This is a genomic window from Xylanibacter rodentium (assembly GCF_013166575.1).
GTDB classification, from domain to species: domain Bacteria; phylum Bacteroidota; class Bacteroidia; order Bacteroidales; family Bacteroidaceae; genus Prevotella; species Prevotella rodentium.
This window is the reverse complement of the sequence record NZ_JABKKE010000007.1, coordinates 117,098-134,532: the sequence shown is the minus strand read 5'-3', so window position 1 is coordinate 134,532 and position 17,435 is coordinate 117,098. Positions and strand designations below refer to the sequence as shown.

General features: G+C 47.1%; 13 protein-coding genes. 1 reads left to right on the top strand and 12 read right to left on the bottom strand.

Translation table 11 applies throughout. The features are described from left to right. Nucleotides 1-22: 22 nt before the first annotated feature. The 5 genes from araA to HPS55_RS05825 all read right to left on the bottom strand — a co-directional run bounded on the left by araA (nucleotide 23) and on the right by HPS55_RS05825 (nucleotide 6,124). Entirely contained in the window at nucleotides 23-1,564 is a 1,542-nt protein-coding gene (araA, locus tag HPS55_RS05845; RefSeq protein ID WP_172175220.1) for an L-arabinose isomerase, read from the bottom strand. Between the two features lie 71 nt (nucleotides 1,565-1,635). Then, nucleotides 1,636-2,337, bottom strand: a complete 702-nt coding sequence (locus HPS55_RS05840) for an L-ribulose-5-phosphate 4-epimerase (protein ID WP_172175222.1) — start codon at nucleotides 2,335-2,337, stop codon at nucleotides 1,636-1,638. 8 nt (nucleotides 2,338-2,345) lie between these two features. Continuing rightward, entirely contained in the window at nucleotides 2,346-3,071 is a 726-nt protein-coding gene (locus HPS55_RS05835; protein ID WP_172175224.1) for an NUDIX hydrolase, read from the bottom strand. Nucleotides 3,072-3,143: 72 nt separating this feature from the next. Then, the gene (locus HPS55_RS05830) at nucleotides 3,144-4,835 is read right to left on the bottom strand and encodes a sodium:solute symporter (RefSeq protein ID WP_172175226.1); all 1,692 of its coding nucleotides are present in this window, start codon (nucleotides 4,833-4,835) and stop codon (nucleotides 3,144-3,146) included. A 119-nt stretch (nucleotides 4,836-4,954) separates the two neighbouring features. Next, nucleotides 4,955-6,124 carry an aldose epimerase family protein gene (locus tag HPS55_RS05825; protein WP_172175228.1) on the bottom strand — a complete coding sequence of 390 codons (1,170 nt, stop codon included), beginning with the start codon at nucleotides 6,122-6,124 and terminating at the stop codon, nucleotides 4,955-4,957. Nucleotides 6,125-6,962: 838 nt separating this feature from the next. Here HPS55_RS05825 and HPS55_RS05820 point away from each other — a divergent pair. Then, nucleotides 6,963-7,997: a CNNM domain-containing protein gene (locus HPS55_RS05820; protein WP_172175230.1), complete on the top strand. Its 1,035-nt coding sequence runs from the start codon at nucleotides 6,963-6,965 to the stop codon at nucleotides 7,995-7,997. Nucleotides 7,998-8,158: 161 nt separating this feature from the next. Here HPS55_RS05820 and galK read toward each other — a convergent pair whose 3' ends face one another. The 7 genes from galK to HPS55_RS05785 form a co-directional block, all read right to left on the bottom strand. Continuing rightward, complete coding sequence (gene galK, locus HPS55_RS05815; RefSeq protein ID WP_172175232.1) at nucleotides 8,159-9,322, bottom strand: galactokinase; 1,164 nt, start codon at nucleotides 9,320-9,322, stop codon at nucleotides 8,159-8,161. A gap of 46 nt (nucleotides 9,323-9,368) precedes the next feature. Further along, nucleotides 9,369-10,664, bottom strand: coding sequence for an MFS transporter (locus HPS55_RS05810; RefSeq protein ID WP_172175234.1), 1,296 nt, complete (start codon nucleotides 10,662-10,664; stop codon nucleotides 9,369-9,371). A 113-nt stretch (nucleotides 10,665-10,777) separates the two neighbouring features. Continuing rightward, nucleotides 10,778-11,866, bottom strand: coding sequence for an aldose epimerase family protein (locus tag HPS55_RS05805; protein WP_172324746.1), 1,089 nt, complete (start codon nucleotides 11,864-11,866; stop codon nucleotides 10,778-10,780). A 108-nt stretch (nucleotides 11,867-11,974) separates the two neighbouring features. After that, entirely contained in the window at nucleotides 11,975-13,276 is a 1,302-nt protein-coding gene (locus HPS55_RS05800; RefSeq protein WP_172175240.1) for a bifunctional folylpolyglutamate synthase/dihydrofolate synthase, read from the bottom strand. 138 nt (nucleotides 13,277-13,414) lie between these two features. Then, nucleotides 13,415-14,572: a molecular chaperone DnaJ gene (gene dnaJ / locus HPS55_RS05795; protein ID WP_172175243.1), complete on the bottom strand. Its 1,158-nt coding sequence runs from the start codon at nucleotides 14,570-14,572 to the stop codon at nucleotides 13,415-13,417. A gap of 4 nt (nucleotides 14,573-14,576) precedes the next feature. Further along, nucleotides 14,577-15,161, bottom strand: coding sequence for a nucleotide exchange factor GrpE (locus HPS55_RS05790; RefSeq protein WP_172175246.1), 585 nt, complete (start codon nucleotides 15,159-15,161; stop codon nucleotides 14,577-14,579). A 165-nt stretch (nucleotides 15,162-15,326) separates the two neighbouring features. Continuing rightward, entirely contained in the window at nucleotides 15,327-16,946 is a 1,620-nt protein-coding gene (locus HPS55_RS05785; protein ID WP_172175249.1) for an ABC-F family ATP-binding cassette domain-containing protein, read from the bottom strand. Nucleotides 16,947-17,435: the final 489 nt, after the last annotated feature.

Genomic DNA, 17,435 nt, shown 5'->3' with positions numbered 1-17,435 from the left:
ATGATATATATTTGTTCGTTTATTAGCAGAGAGCCTTGTTGAGCATATAGTAAACCTCGTTCACCCGGAGTTCACGACGGAAGTTGTCTACTGTAGTATCGTTGTTGATGATAAGGCACTCGATGCCGGCTATCTCGGCATAATCCTGCCAATACTCGTCGGTCAGATCGTATGAGAAACAGCTATGGTGTGTTCCGCCGGCATATATCCAGCATCCTGCACCAACTTCGAAGTTAGGTTGTGGAATCCACAGTGCTGATGCCACGGGAAGTTTGGGCAGCGGTTTTGGTTCTATGCAGTCAACATCGTTTACTATGAGGCGGAAACGGTTGCCCATGTCCACAACTGTCGCTGTTACGCCTTTGCCTACTTTTGACGTGAAGACAAGACGTGCGGTGAGACTTTTGCGTATGCCAATGCCGAGGAAGTGTACTTCAAGACGCGGGCGTGCGGTAGCGATGAGCGGACAAACCTCAAGCATGTGTGATTGGAGTATAGCACTCTGCTCGCCGTTGAAGTTGAGCGTGTAATCTTCGAGGAACGAGCATCCGCCTTGAAGTCCCTGATTCATCACCCATACAGAACGGTAAAGTGCAGCAGACTTCCAGTCGCCTTCGGCACCGAATCCATATCCTTCGGCCATCATCCGCTGGGAAGCCAGTCCGGGAATCTGGTCAAATCCGAGACCGGTCTGCTCTACGTTTGCATCACCCAAGTCATCGAAGTTTGTTGTGAAGCCTTTTGCACCTTTATCTTCAAGCACTGCGCGCAGTGTTAGTTCGGCCTTGGCTGCATTCCATACTTTCTTATATCCTTCGGTTGTTGTGTCTTCCAGTTCGGCATCATGATCGTAGTCGCTGAAATAAACATTGACGAGTGCATCAACATCCTCATCCTTCACCTCGTTGAAGTACTTCATCACCTCGCTGAACGGGCAGTAATCCACATGATAGCCCATTACCTGTTCTGCAGCCACTTTGTCTCCGTCTGTCACGGCCACATTGTTCATCTGGTCGCCGAAGCGGAGGATAAGCATGTCCTGAGAGTCGGCCCAGGCTGCGCAGACGCGTTCCCATACAGCGATGTGCTCCTGGGTTTTGGGGTCTTTCCAATATCCGACAACAAGTTTACGGCGTATGCGCATGCGTGAAATGATATGTCCGAATTCTCGGTCGCCGTGAGCACTTTGGTTCAGGTTCATAAAGTCCATATCCATTGTGTCCCATGGAATCTCTTCGTTGAACTGTGTATGGAGGTGGAGGAGGGGTTTGTGCAGAATCTGCAGTCCGTGTATCCACATTTTGGCCGGTGAGAAAGTGTGCATCCATGTGATTACACCGATACATTTCTTTTCGTTGTTTGCCTGTGCGAAGATGTCGGCCACTTCTTTAGAACTGTTGGCTGTGCCTTTATATACAACTTTTACTGGCAGACGGCCGGAGTTGTTCAGTCCTTCTACCATTTCTTTTGAGTGTCCGTCTACTTGTACAACGGCGTCACCTCCATAGAGTAACTGTGCGCCGGTTACGAACCATACTTCGTAGTTTTCAAATGCTTTAATCATAATAGTTAATTTGTATTCTATCGTCTTTTGTTGAAGAGCGATAGTTTTTTTGTTTTTAGTTAGTGATTGTTTTATTTCTTTTTCTGTCCATAATAGGCATTGGGACCATGCTTGCGGCTGAAGTGCTTTTCGATAAGCAGCGGGTTCATCGTTGTTTCCGGATTGACCGTGAACGATACGAATGCCATTTTGGCCACTTGCTCCATTACTACGGCATTGTATACGGCGTTGTCTGCATCTTTGCCCCATGAGAACGGACCGTGGTTCTTTACCAATACGCCCGGTGTGTGTACGGGATTTATGCTTCCTTCTTTGATGCGCTTCACGATTACATTTCCTGTCTCGAGTTCATATTCTCCGTTAACCTCGGCTTCGGTCATGTCGTCGGTACATGGTATGCTATCGTGGAAGTAGTCGGCATGTGTTGTACCGATGTTGGGGATGTCGCGACCGGCTTGTGCCCATGCGGTGGCATATGTGGAATGTGTATGTACTATACCTCCTAATTCGGGGAAAGCTCTGTATAGTACGAGGTGTGTAGGTGTGTCTGACGACGGATTCAGGTCGCCGTCAACCACTTTGCCTGTGTTTAAGTCGACAACGACCATGTCAGATGCTTTCATGTTGTCGTAGCTTACGCCGGACGGCTTGATAACCACGAGACCTTTCTCGCGGTCTATTCCCGACACGTTTCCCCATGTGAATATAACGAGGTTGTGCTTCACAAGATCGAGATTGGCGCGGAATACTTTTTCTTTGAGTTCTTCCAACATAATATATTCTATAATTTGAAATTTTGTTCTTCGTTGTATACTTTGTTGTTGAACCGATAGAGGTATGCTCCGCGTTTGGATCCGGTCTTGTCTATCAGTTCGGTTTTTTCTATGAAATCCATCTCTTTTATGCGCTTGCGGAAATTACGCTTATCCACTTCCTCACCGCAAACGGCCTCATAAAGACGCTGTAATTGTGTCAGTGTGAAGAGGCTCGGCAGTAGCCGGAAACTGATGGGTTCGCGTGAGATTTTGTCTCGCATCATACGACGTGCCTTGGCAACCATTTCGTTATGGTCGGAATACATTCGGGGCAATTCGTCTATGTTGATCCATTCCACATCGTGTTGCTTGCGAAGTGTTTCATCGTAATCGTTCGTGTTTATGAGGGCATAGTATACTATGGATATCACTCGTTCGCCAGGATCGCGGTCTACGTTACCGAAAGCGCCTACTTGTCGCATGTATAGATTTCGTAGGCCGGTAAGCTCGAACAACACACGGTTGGCTGCATCGTCAATGCTTTCATTATTGTTTACGAATCCTCCATAGAGAGACGGTTGGCCGTAACCGGGATTAAGTTTGCGGCGGCCGATGAGTACGCGCAGTTTGCCTTCGTCAAATCCAAAGATTATGCAGTCCACCGATACTAATACCTTGGAGTGTTCGTAATAGTAGTTTTTTTTCAACTCTTCAGTAGCAGAATCTTCTGTATAGGAATCTGTATAGCTCATATATTCTTTGATAAGTATGACGTGATTGGACCTCCGCCACGGTTGGGTTCATACCGGGCGGAGGCTCATTTATTACCAGAAGTAAATGTAAAATGCTGCTGTGATGGCGAGGATGATGACGGTGTGTATCACATCCCACTTGTTCCAGCTGGCGCGTGTCTCGGCACGTTGCTCAGGAGTAGATGTGCCGAATACCAGTCCCTGGATTTTGCTTGCACTTGGTGCTTCGGTCATGAGGCTGACAACGATAACGACAACAATGCAGAACAGAAACATCCATCCGCAGAAGAAGAGCCAGTTGAGGTCGTAGAACAGATACTTGAAAGTGCTGTCGGCCACATCGCCTGCGTTGCTGTAGTATACTTTTGCTCCAAGACGTGTGAGGCCAATCACCATACCGGCAATGAGTCCCCACATACCGCCTTTGGCCGATGTGCGTTTCCAGCAGATACCGAGCAGGAATGCTGCGGCAATTCCAGGAGCGAGTACCGACTGGACGTCCTGCAGATAAGTGTAGAGCACGTCGCCCACACTCCGCATTATTGGTATCCAAAGGATTCCGAGGATTACGATTACTACGGTTGCGGCCTGGCCTATGGCTACGAGTTTCTTCTCGGGAGTTTCGGGCTTGAAACGTTTGTAGAAGTCGATGGTGAAAAGCATGGCTGATGAGTTGAACAGCGACGCCAGTGAACTCATGAGGGCAGCGAGAATGCCACATACTACGAGGCCTTTAACACCGGCAGGCAACAGCTTGGCCACGAGGGTAGGGAATGCTGCGTCGGCGTTGGGATTGCCGTTGAGCATTGGCAGGAATCCGTCAGCACCTGCGCCTGTGTACTTCTGATGGAGGGCGAATGCGATCATACCGGGAATGAGGAACAGGAACACGGGCAGGAGTTTCAGATAAGCACCGAAAATAGTACCGCGTCGTGCTTCTTTCTCGTCTTTTCCTGAAAGTACGCGCTGTACGATGAACTGGTCGGTACACCAATACCAGAAACCGATGATGGCTGAGCCGACGAGGGCACCGAGCCACGGGAAGTTCGGGTCGTTGTTGTTGCGTATCAGGTTGGTCATGGTGTCGCCATATTCATTGACCTGCTTGATAGAGCAGATGCGCATCATTTCGTCCCATCCTCCAAGTTCTTTCAGACCGAGTACAAGGATGATGAGAGAACCGAGCAGCAGGATAGGAGTCTGAAGTACTGAAGTATATAGTACTGATTTCATGCCTCCGAAGATTGTGTATAGGGCTGTGATGAGCACGAGGCCTATAGCTGCAATCCAAAAGAAGTCTATGCCCCATAGTTCTTCGATGCCGAACACCTGTTGGAACACCAGGCCGCCGGCATATACAGTAACGGCAACTTTGGTCAATACGTAGCTTATGAGTGATATCACGGAAAGAATTGTTCGTGACTGCGGATTGTAGCGGCGCTCAAGGAACTCAGGCATTGTATATACCATCGAGCGTGAGTAGAACGGTACGAACACCCATCCGAGAATAAGAATCATCCATCCCTGGATTTCCCAGTGGGCCATGGCCATACCGCTCGATGCTCCTGCTCCGGCAAGGCCTATAAGATGTTCAGAACCGATGTTTGAAGCGAATATAGATGCTCCGATGGCTATCCATGTCGCATCTTTACCTCCGAGGAAATAGTCTGCTGAATTGTTGTTCTTTTGGGACACTACCCATACGACAATGCCAATGAGTGCTGCAGCGAATACACCAATGACAAGCCAGTCTAAAAATGCCATAATATTGATGTGGTCTCCCTAAAATTCCTTATGCAAGAGAACGCCCGGTACGGAGACAATGGGGCTGGTTAGTCTTTTTTTGATTTTAGTTATTTTTCTTTGTGATTCGTTTTCCAGTATTATTTTACGGAAAATTTATATGCAACGTGGCTGTAGTATTTTTCGCCAGGTTTTACATAAGGTGAAGGCCAGTCTTTCTTGTTGGGAGAGTCGGGATATTTTTGGCTCTCAAGGCATACTGACACGTGTTTGGGATATTTGATGCCTTTCTTACATGCGATGCCGGTGCCTTGGAAGTTGCCTGTGTATACCTGCACTCCGGGCTCGTTAGTGAACATCTCGAGCATGATGCCGGTCTTTGGTGAATATAGCGAAGCTGCAACTTGCGTGTCGTCGCCCTTTCCATCCTTATATGTATTCAGACACCAGTTGTGGTCGTAACCGGTGGCGTTCTTGATTTGCTGGAAGGTTGTGTCATTAATGGTTTCCCCGATTGCATGAGCTTTGCGGAAATCCATCGGTGTGCCCTCTACAGACAGGATTTCTCCTGTGGTCATATAAGTGGAGTCGGCTGGAGTATAGTTGTCTGCATTGACATATAGTATCATGTCCATTCCTTCGTTTGCCGGATCTCCGTTGAGGTTGAAATAAGAATGGTTGGTCATGTTTATCACAGTTTCCTTGTCTGTTGTGGCCTCAAAGGTGATATCAAGAGTATTGTTGCTCAGTACTGTGTATGTTGTTGTTGCTGTCACGGTGCCGGGGAAGCCGTTATCGCCGTCTGGTGAGACGATGGTAAGGCGTAGCGTGGAGTCATTGGGTTGTTCTGCCTCATATACTTGGTACATCCATCCTGTCGGGCCTCCGTGAAGGCAGTGGCCGAAATTGTTCTGCGGCAGTTGATACTCTTTTCCGTCGATGGTTATCTTTCCTTGGTTGATGCGGTTGGCATAGCGGCCCACAGAAGAGCCGTAATCGCTTGGCGAGTTTTCTATATCTGCATACTGCGCGATATTGTCGTAGCCAAGCACAACATCGGTGGGGTTGTCATCCTTGTCAGGAACGCATAGTGATACTACGCGACCGCCGAAGTTGGTTATGCATACTTCCATGCCGTTGTTGTTCTTGAGAGTAAACAAGGCAGTCTTCTTGCCGTTGATTACAGAGTCGAATTGTGTCGGGTTGAGTCCCGATACGGTTGTTGCCGGTTGTTGTTGTCCGGACGTGCATGCCGATAGCATTGCTGCGGCAATGCCAAATCCCATAAAGGATGTCTTTAGGTTTTTCATTATCAGTAGTTTTAGTTATGTTTTTTGAAGATTATCTTAATTCGGTGCTAAATTACTATTAAATTTTTATATTACAATAAAAAAAACGACTTTTTTAATTAAAAAGTGTTATTCGTACACCAATTATTTAGTTTTGGATGTTTTAATTTCGCACAGGTGGTTTGGTATCATTCTGTTATTTGGATAATGAGAAGTGATTTATAATGTTGAATTGCATAAGTAGGCATTAAAAATTAATTATCCCCAGATTGTTCGTTATGTGTGTCCGTATTATAATGTCTGAAGATGGAATGTAGCGGGCTACACGACCGATGATGAAAATGAAAATCACCGCAAAGAAACCGCAAGGCATTTAAAGTCAAAAAACTGATTATACGTATTGATTTTGTTGGCTGACTTATTAATAAATATTATGTGTGATGTTGTCTGGTTAAAAATTGCTTCATTCTGTTGACAATCCGATTTTTTATATTTAACTTTGCATGGATGACACGATCCATTTCATTCATATTATGCCTTGTGGTTGTTTTGTTTCTGATTCCGGTTCAGGTAGAATCCGAATATGAATTGGAAACAGAGATGATATGCTGTGCCTTGTGTTATAGTTATAGTAGGCCCGAATCAAGATCGGCTGAAGAAACTGTGGGATGGAAAACCAAAAGGTCTTTCGGAATGTTCCGACTTATTATTGAATTCGTTGTATGTGAGGAAGCTAAAATGCCGCCTGCAAGAATTCTTCATTGTGTGTTACGTGAATAAGCGGTATGGGTGTGATTTTATTCTTATTATAAACGGAAGTGTATTGCATTTTCGTCAGTTCAAACTTATATATAAACAAATGACACTTATATTTTTATATCTTTTCGGAGCACTTGCAGTATCGTTTCTGTGCTCCGTCCTTGAAGCAGTTCTGCTTTCAACTCCCATATCTTTCATTTCGATGAAAGAGGCTCAGGGGGTGAAAACCGCTAATCTTTTGATGAAGTATAAGACAAATGTAGACCGCCCTGTCGCGTCTATCCTCACGCTAAACACAGTTGCACATACTGTCGGAGCTGCTGGTGTCGGTTCCGAGTCTGTCAAGGTTTTTGGTGAGGCTTACTTCGGTATCATCTCCGTTGTTCTCACTCTGCTAATTCTTGTTCTGTCGGAGATTATTCCTAAGACAATAGGCGCTTCATTTTGGCGTAAACTTGCCATACCTTCAGCAAAAATAATACGTATGATGATTGTTATAACATTTCCGTTGGTGTGGATGTCGGAACAGCTTACACGATGCATTTCGCCTAAAAAGCAATCATTGTCTGTCAGTCGTGAGGAAGTTGCAGCAATGGTTAATGTGGGTACGGATGCGGGAGTGATTGAAAAGGCTGAAAATAAGATAATCCAAAATTTTCTGAAACTTTGTACTATAAGCGCCAAAGAGATAATGACTCCATTTGTTGTTGTGGCGTCTGTCAACAAGTCGACAACAATGGAGGAGTTTTATGGAAATGAATCGTTGGCGGCTTTCTCACGCATACCCATATATGACAGCCGGCGGGAGTTTATTGTAGGATATGTGCGTCGTGCGAATGTTCTTGAGATGCTTGCGCAAGACAAGTTTTCAATGCCGGTGGAGAAACTTGTCCGTCCGATATTGTTTTTTCCTGAGACGATGAAAGTTTCCGCTATCTGGCAGATGATGTTGGAGAAGAAGGAACATATATCTGTAATTACTGATGAATATGGCTGTATGCGGGGTATCGTCACAATGGAGGATGTGATAGAGACAATGCTCGGTGTCGAGATAGTAGACGAGTGTGATACGATCGAGGATCTGCAGATATTGGCCCGCAAGAAATTTGCATCGAAAGTTTTGCAAAAAGTGTGATATCAGGAAGGTTATATTGCACATGCATTATGAAAGAATCTTGGTCGAAAAGCATAGGGTGTTCTCTTTGTCGCACAGAGTATGAGGGTTGAACGAAATGAGGGCATTATCGGAAACGATAATGCCCTCATTTTGATAATTATTGATTTTCAAAAAATGCTTTAGCAGATCTTGCGGGAGCCGTCACCGATGACAACATCGTAAACTTTAGGCTCGTGACCGTATTTGGCTGCAAATTTGGCTTTGGCATCGGTAATGAACTTGTCATAGAGTTCTTCTTTTACAAGGTTGATGGTGCATCCGCCGAATCCGCCGCCCATGATGCGGCTGCCGGTAACACCGTTTTCCTTGGCTATGTCGTTCAGATAATCAAGTTCTTCACAGGATACTTCATACTCCTTGGACAGTCCGTAGTGTGTCTCGTACATCTTCTGACCCACTGTCTCGTAATCTCCGGCGTTCAGAGCATCGCAGACAGCAAGTACACGGTCTTTTTCGCCCAAAACAAACTTGGCACGGCTGTAATCTTCTGCTCCGACTTCGTCTTTGACCTCCTCAAGTTGTTCCCAAGTACAGTCGCGAAGTGTCTCGAACTTTCCTTCGGGATGTTTGGCTGCTATATGCTTAACCACGTTTTCGCAACTGTTGCGGCGGTCGTTGTATGGCGAACCGGCCAGCTCGTGCTTAACTACAGAGTCGAGCAGAACGAGCTTGTATCCAACAGGATTGAAGGGGAAATACTCGAACTCACGGCTGCGACAGTCGAGACGCATGAGGCATCCGGCTTTGCCGAATACGCTGGCGAACTGGTCCATGATGCCGCAGTTCACACCACAGTAGTTGTGCTCGGTAGCCTGTCCTGCCAATACCATGTCCCATTTGCTTACCTTGTTATCACCGAAGAGGTCGTTGAGACCGCAGGCAAAGCAGCTCTCCATGGCTGCCGATGAGGACATACCGGCCCCGAGGGGTACATCGCCGGCAAAAGCTATATTGTAGCCTTTTACGGGTACGCCGAGTTTTTTCATCTCGAGGCTGATGCCGTATATATAGCGGGCCCAGCTTGCTTTCGGACCGTTAGGGTCGTTAAGGTCGAAATCAACACGGTCTTTCAGGTCTATTGAGTATGCGCGTACGGTACTTTCCGTGCCGTTGGGCCGCATTTCTGCCATTATCCCCTTGTCAACAGCTCCGGGAAATACAAAACCTCCGTTATAGTCTGTGTGCTCGCCTATCAGATTTATACGTCCTGGAGAGGCGTAGATATTGCCTTCATTGCCATCGAAATGCTTGACAAAGCGGCTCCTTACAAATTCTATATCCATAATCTTGTCGTTTTTATAGGGTTAGTAAAATAATGTTTCTGTTTTCTTAGTCTACAGGAATGTCCTTGTTTACGTTTTTGCTGCCGATTACACTGTAGAAGAGTATGTAGGCTATCATGCCGATTACGAGCCAGTAGCTTGCAATCTCACCTGCCGACTTGGCTATGCTGTCCTGGATGAGGGGCATTACTCCGCCACCTACAACCATCGTCATGAAGAGACCGGATGCGGGAGCGGTGTATTTGCCAAGACCTTCTACGGCGAGATTGAAAATACCACCCCACATTATTGACGTGCACAGACCGCACAGGGCGATAAGCACACATTTTGTCGGGATGGAGCATTCCACATTGATGAAAGGAACGCTCATCGTGTTTGTCTCAGGCAGGAATATGGCTGTCAGGAGCAATATTATAGCAACAGATGATACGGTGGTCATCTGGACCTTTGTGGATATGGCACCGCTGATGAAACTACTGATGAATCGGCCGCACATCATGAGGAACCAATATGCAGCGGCAAAACTTCCGCCGACAGCGGCTGCACCTTCAAAGTCCATATTTGAAATGTAAAAATTAAGCTGTGCGGGGATACCGATCTCAACACCGACATAGAAGAATATGGCAATCACGCCGAGTACGCAATGACGGAACTTGAGCGGACTTGTTATGCTGACATGTTCTTTTATTTCGGCTTGTGGCTCGGGGATGTGAACTTTGGCAATGATGAAGAACGAGATAGCAAATACGGCCATGCCGACAAAAAGCAGCGGAGAAACATCGCTCATACTGGTGTTCTTGGTTACTGTGCCGATGAGCACACCGGTGAGAAGCGGGGTTAGTGTTCCTGTGAGTGAGTTGAGCGTACCGCCAATCTGTATGAACTGGTTGCCGCGGTTACCGCCTCCGCCAAGAATGTTCAGCATCGGGTTGACCACGGTGTTGAGCATACATACGCAGAAACCGCAGATGAACGCACCGAGAAGATATATGACAAGGTTCAGGGCTACCACCTGACCGTCATACACGAAAGTCTTGATGTCGGCACCGAAGACGCTTGAAAGGTATTGGATGGCAAGTCCGATTACACCTACGGCAAGGGCTATAAGGGCCGTCTTTTTGTAACCGTATTTTACGAGCATATTCCCGGCAGGAATACCCATGAACAAGTATGCGGCAAAGTTCATCATGTTGCCCATCATTCCGGCCCAGGGGTATGTGAATCCCCAAATGTTTCCGAAAGGAGCGCCCATGTTGGTTACAAATGAAATCATCGCGAAGATGAAGCACATAGTAATGATGGCAACCATATTGCTGCCTTGTTTTTTTTGTAAATCTGACATTTTACTGTTGTTGTTTTATAATTGATAGTTGATTAGATATGTTTCGTATTTTACACAATCACCTATGGCCTCCCGTCATAGATGAGAGGCCATAGGATATTTTGGGATAGTATTTATTTAGTTCCGAATTTGTAGATAGTCTTCTGTTTGTACTGCTTGCCCGGTTCTATTATTACTGACGGGAAGTAAGGATGATTGGGACTGTCCGGGAAATGTTGACATTCAAAGCAGATGGCAGAGCGGCGCGGGAAAGTGGCTCCATGTTGTCCGGCATATCCGTCAGCCCAATTGTCCGTATAAACCTGCACTCCGGGTTCTGTGGTGTATACTTCCATTGTGCGTCCGCTTACCGGTTCGGTTATCTTGGCTGCGTAGCTCAATTCGCCTTCTTCTTTCTTGTTGAGTACGAAGCAATGGTCGTATCCGGCTCCGTTCTTGATTTGCTCGTCATCGGCATCAATGTCACGTCCCACTTCTTTCGGTGTACGGAAGTCAAACGGTGTGTCCTTGACAAAGCGGATTTCTCCTGTTGGGATAGACGTATTGTCAATAGGAAGGTAATAGTCGGCATTGATTTCGCAAACGAGATTGTCAATAGTCGGTGTCGGGTTTGCGATTCCGGCAAGACTGAAAAATCCGTGATGTGTAAGGTTTATTATAGTTTTCTTGTTGGTGGTGGCGAGATATTCTATTACGAGTTCATTGGCATCCGTGAATGTGAATTCCACTGTTATTCGGCATTCTCCTGTGAAGCCTTCTTCACCGTATGCCGATACATAGTTGAGTGCGAGTGAGCGTGGTCCCATCTGTCGTGCATCCCAAACTCGTGCGTGGTATCCTGTCGGACCACCGTGCAGGGCATTCGGGCCGTTGTTTACAGTCAATTGATATTCTTTTTTGTTAAGTGTGAATTGTCCGCGGCATATTCTGTTTCCGTAACGTCCGATGAGCGTGGAAAGGAATGGTTCGGGACTGTTGATCACATCTTGGATGTTGTCGTGCCCTTGAATGACATTTGCCACTTTGCCATCTCTGTCTGGTACCATGATGGCTACTATTGCTCCACCATAGTTTGTTATGGCGATTTCATATCCCTTTCTGTTCTTCAGTATGTAAAGGTCGGTCTTCTTACCGTTTATAGTGGTCTGAAAATCTTTTCGGTTCAGACCGCATAAATTTGTATTTCCCGTTGTGTTCGTCATAAATCCGTTGTTTTTAGTTATTGATTACGTAGTTGCAAAGTAACCTAAAAAAAACGAAAATAGCGAACGAAACGTGAAAAAAAACACCTTCGTTTTAGTTAAAAACCCCTAAACGCATTCTTTTAGGAAGTCCGCAACGACGTAACAGCTCCCCCCTACGAAAATAAAATCGTCTTCAGAAGTGTTTTGAAGAGCACTTTCGTATGCTTCTTTTACGGAATGATGGTATGTACCTCTTAGTCCGTGTGTGACGGCCATTTCCGTTAGTCTTGATTCGGACATGGCCCGTTTGCTTTCCGGTCTTGTGAAATGGTAGACAGCGTCTTTGGGTAAAAGGCTTAGAACACTGTCTATATCTTTGTCGTTTACCATGCCGAATACGATATGTTTTTTGTGACATCGTATTTCTGCGAGCTGTTTGGCAAGCCATTCCCATCCGCCTGCGTTATGCCCGGCATCGCATATCACGAGAGGGTTGTCTTTCACTTTCTGCCATCGTCCGGCAAATCCAGTAAGCCTGGTCACTTCGGCAAAGGCTGTGTGGATGGCTTTTGATACAGTGTCGTGGTTGCCATTGATGACACCTTGTTTCATGAGTATTCTTACGGCATGCATTATTGTATTGGTGTTCTTTGCTTGATATGAGCCGCCCAATTCGCCGTAGATTTCTCCCCAATGTTCTGTCTCGTATGTTATGCCTCCGTTTATGGCATACTTGTATGATTTTATCTCCGGATATTCTTCGGCAAAAACAATAGGTGCTCCGATTTCTCCTGCCTTGCGGATAAATACCGGACGTGTTTCGTCTGTGGCTTCTCCTATTAATGTCGGTACACCTTTCTTTATTATACCGGCTTTTTCTGCCGCTATTTTTGCCGGTGTGTCGCCGAGGAATTGCGTGTGGTCGAGACTGATGTTCGTTATGACAGACAGGGTGGGGGTGATAATGTTCGTACAGTCAAGTCGTCCGCCAAGCCCAACTTCGATTACGGCCACATCAACCTTCATGTCGCTGAAATATTTGAAGGCCATGGCAGTGGTCACCTCAAAGAATGACGGATGCAGCGGTTCGAAGAATCTGCGTTCGCGTTCGACGAAATCAACAACATACTTTTCGCTGATTTCATGGCCGTCGACACGTATCCGTTCGCGAAAATCGACAAGATGTGGTGATGTATACAGTCCTACTTTATATCCGCATGTCTGCAGAATGGCGGCAATCGTATGGGCGCACGAACCTTTTCCGTTGGTGCCGGCAATATGAATGGTAAGGTAGTTTTGGTGCGGATGGCCGAAATGTTCGTCCAAAGCGAGAGTGTTGCTCAGTCCTTCTTTATATCCGGATGCTCCCTGTCTTTCGAACATCGGCATTTGGTTGAACAGATATTCCGTTGTATCCTTGTATGTCATTTTTTGTATAACAGATATGCTACTTAATGGATAAACGCAAAGACACACGGCTGTAAAAGTGTTGTTGTACTTTTCCGCCTGTGGGTCTTTGCGTTTGCCCTATGTCATTTGCTTATTAAAAAAACAGTCCTTTGTTTCTCAGTTGAAATAATTCTTGAACCGCTCGAATATCGAACGTTTTGTAGAAGAGTCGCCTTTGAAATTGTCGCTGTCGCGGAACTTCGCCAATGCTTCTTTCTCTTCACGGCTCAGTGTTTTCGGCACGTATACGCTTATGTTCACTACCAAGTCTCCGGTGCCGTGTCCGTAACCTTGCACGGCGGGCAGTCCCTTACCGCGCAGACGCAGTGTCTTTCCGGGCTGTGTGCCACTGTCAATCTTGGCTTTCAGCTTTGTCCCTTCTATTGTCGGAATCTCCACTTCTCCGCCAAGGGCTGCCGTCGGGAAGTCGAGCAGCAGATTGTAAATGATGTCATTGCCATCGCGTACAAAGGTGTCATTCTCCTCCTCGGCAATAAACACCTGTATGTCACCGTTAATGCCGTTGCGTTGTCCGGCGTTGCCTTTGCCCGGTACATTTACGATCATGCCTTCGGCTACACCGGCCGGGATTTTTATCTCAACCACTTCTTCGCCTTTCTGCACACCCGTGCCGCCGCATACATGACACTTGTTCTTGATGACAGAGCCTTCACCGCCACACGTGGGACATACGCCCTGTGTCTGCATCATGCCGAAAATGCTTTGTGTAGTGTGTGTTATTACGCCAGAACCGTGGCATGTGGGACATGTCTCCGTGCCGCTTCCGGCCTCAGCACCGCTGCCATGACAGTGCGAGCATGTGATGTCCTTGCGCACCTTGAACTTTTTGGTCACGCCGTGTGCGATTTCGCTCATCGACAGTTTCACTTTCAATCTCAGGTCGCTGCCTCGGTGTTGCTGCGGCCGGCGCTGGCCTCCTCCGAAACCTCCGAAGCCACCGGCACGTCCGCCGAAGATGTCACCGAACATGGAGAAAATGTCGTCCATGTTCATGCTGCCGCCAAAACCACCTCCGAATCCTCCGGCACCTGCTGGGCCGTTGAATCCGAACTGATCATATTGTTGGCGCTTTTGGGCGTCATGCAATACGTCGTAAGCCTCGGCTGCTTCCTTAAACTTCTCTTCGGCTTCCCTGTTGCCCGGATTGCGGTCGGGGTGATACTTGATGGCGATTTTGCGGTATGCCTTCTTTATTTCGTCTTCTGAAGCGTTTTTGTCTACACCCAACACTTCATAGTAGTCTCTCTTTGCCATTTTGTTATTGTCCTACTGCCACTTTGGCGTGACGGATTACTTTGTCGTTCAGCTTATACCCTGTCTGTACGCAGTCGAGCACTTTGCCTTTTTTGTCGTCGCCCATGCCGGGAACCATAGCAATGGCCTCGTGTACGTCGGTGTTGAAGTCGGCCTCGGCTGTTTCTATCTTGCTCACTCCAAGTCCTTCGAGTGTTTTTTGGAATTTGGCGAATATCAGTTGGATGCCTTCACGCAGCACCTGTGGGTCCTCTGTCTTTTCACCGTTGGCTATGGCACGTTCCATGTCGTCGAGCACCGGCAGTATGGCAGTGATGGTCTTCTCTCCTCCGTTGAGTATCAGTTCTGCCTTCTCTTTAAGTGTGCGTTTGCGATAGTTGTCAAATTCGGCTACGGTGCGCAGATATTTGTCTTTCAGTTCGTCGATTTGCTCGTTGGCCACAGTCAGCGGGTCTTTCTCTTCTTCCTGCTCTTTTTCCGTACTTTCCTCTGTTGTATTTTCGGTTGCCGTGTTCTCTTCGGGGTTTTCTGTATCGGGCTCTTCTTTTTGTAGTGCCTCTTCGTCAGTGATGTTTATCTTCTCTTCCATTATTCCGTTGTTTATGGGTTACGAATAGATATGTAGCAAAAAATGTGCCAATGAATGAATTAGTGAAGAGTTCATGGTGTTGAGCGAAGAGGTATGATTACTTTCAGGATTCGTCACATGGAGTAATCATACCTCTTCACTCTTTTCTCTGAACTCTAAACTGAGTCATTGTTTCGAGTACATCTTCGCCTTCTGTTCCTTTATCGCCTCGTCGTAGATATACTGGTCGTACTCCATCAGCTTGTCGATGGTGCCGTTGGGGGTCAGTTCTATTATGCGGTCGGCTACGGTCTGTATGAACTCATGGTCGTGGCTGGCGAAGAGGATGTTGCCTTTGAAACCTACCAGATTGTTGTTGAAGGCCTGGATACTTTCGAGGTCGAGGTGATTGGTCGGGGTGTCGAGGATGAGACAGTTGGCGTTTTTCATCTGCATCCGCGCTATCATGCATCGCATTTTTTCCCCTCCGCTCAGTACGTTCACTTTCTTCTGCACGTCTTCGTCCTTGAAGAGCATGCGTCCGAGGAAGCTTTTCATCTGCACCTCGTTACCTTTGCCGAACTGGCTCAGCCAATCCACCAGATTCAAGTCGCTGTTGAAGAAATCGGTGTTGTCAAGAGGCAGATATGCTGTAGTTATAGTCACACCCCATTTATATTCTCCGGCGTCGGCCTTGCGGTTACCGTTGATAATTTCAAAGAGCGCTGTCATAGCCTTGGGATTGTGGCTCAGGAATACCGTTTTCTGACCTTTCTCGATAGTGAAGTTCACGTGGTCGAACAGTACCGTTCCGTCTTTGTCTACAGCTTTCAGGTCTTCAACTTCGAGAATCTGTGTTCCTGGTTCGCGTTCCATCTGGAAGATGATGCCGGGATACTTGCGCGATGACGGACGAATCTCCTCAACGTTAAGTTTTTCAAGCATCTTCTTGCGGCTTGTGGTCTGCTTGCTCTTGGCCACGTTGGCAGAGAAGCGGCGGATAAACTCCTCCAGTTCCTTGCGCTTTTCCTCGGCACGCTGGCGCTGGTTCTGTGCCTGACGCAGTGCGAGCTGCGAGCTCTCGTACCAGAAAGAGTAGTTGCCTGAGAACACCGTCACCTTGCCGAAATCGATGTCCACAGTCTGTGTGCTCACGGCATCGAGGAAGTGACGGTCGTGACTCACTACGAGTACTGTCTGTTCCAGATTGCTCAGATACTCCTCAAGCCACATCACAGTGTCGAGGTCGAGGTCGTTGGTGGGCTCGTCGAGCAGCAGGTTGTCGGGATGTCCGAACAGTGCTTTGGCCAGCATCACGCGCACCTTCTCGTTGTTCGACAGCTCGTTCATCATCTTGTCGTGCATGTCGTCCTTGATGCCGAGATTGGTAAGCATCTGGTCAGCGTCGCTCTCTGCGTTCCATCCGTCCATCTGCGCGAACTTGTCCTCAAGCTCGGCCACGCGTATGCCGTCTTCTTCGTTGAAGTCAGGCTTCATATACAGGGCCTCACGCTCTTTCATATTCTCCCAAAGCGGCTGATGGCCCATGAGCACGGTGTCGCGCACGCTGTATTCGTCGTATTTAAAGTGGTCCTGCTCCAATACCGAAAGGCGTTCGCCCGGACCCATTTCCACCGAACCTTTGTTTGGCTCAAGACTACCGCTGATGGCGCGGAGCAGTGTCGATTTGCCGGCACCGTTGGCACCGATAATTCCGTAGATGTTACCGCCTGTGAATTTCAGGTTCACGTCCTTGTACAGGACTTTCTTTCCGAATTGGATAGCAAGATTCGTTACTGTTATCATTCCTTTATACCTTATATATAATTATTGCGGCTGCAAAGTTACTCAAAATCATTCTAATAAACGAATAAAATCGTGATAATGAATTGTTGCGGGGATTTCGCGGATGCAATACTATATTTGTGGCATTGTATCATGAATGGGTGTCAGCTGCTGTTATGCAGTTGTACGATGTGTCATTATCGGTCAGGAAAGTCGCGGGGAATTTGCTTTTAAAAATATTTACTTTAACGTATGTTAAGCGATATCCAAATCGTGATTTTCGACCGATGGCCCGAAAATCGCGATTTTTGTCCCAAAAGGGAAGCGCTGATAATCAGCGCTTTATGAAGAAGCGGTTTTGTCAAGAAAGCAGAGAGGGGCATATTGGGTTGCAATAAGGCCCTTATTGCAATGCGAAACGGGCCTCGTTGCAGTGCGAAACGGCCTTTACGGGAGTGCCGGGAGGCCCTCGCGGCAGATCGGCGGGGTAAAAAACATGTGTCAATAAGG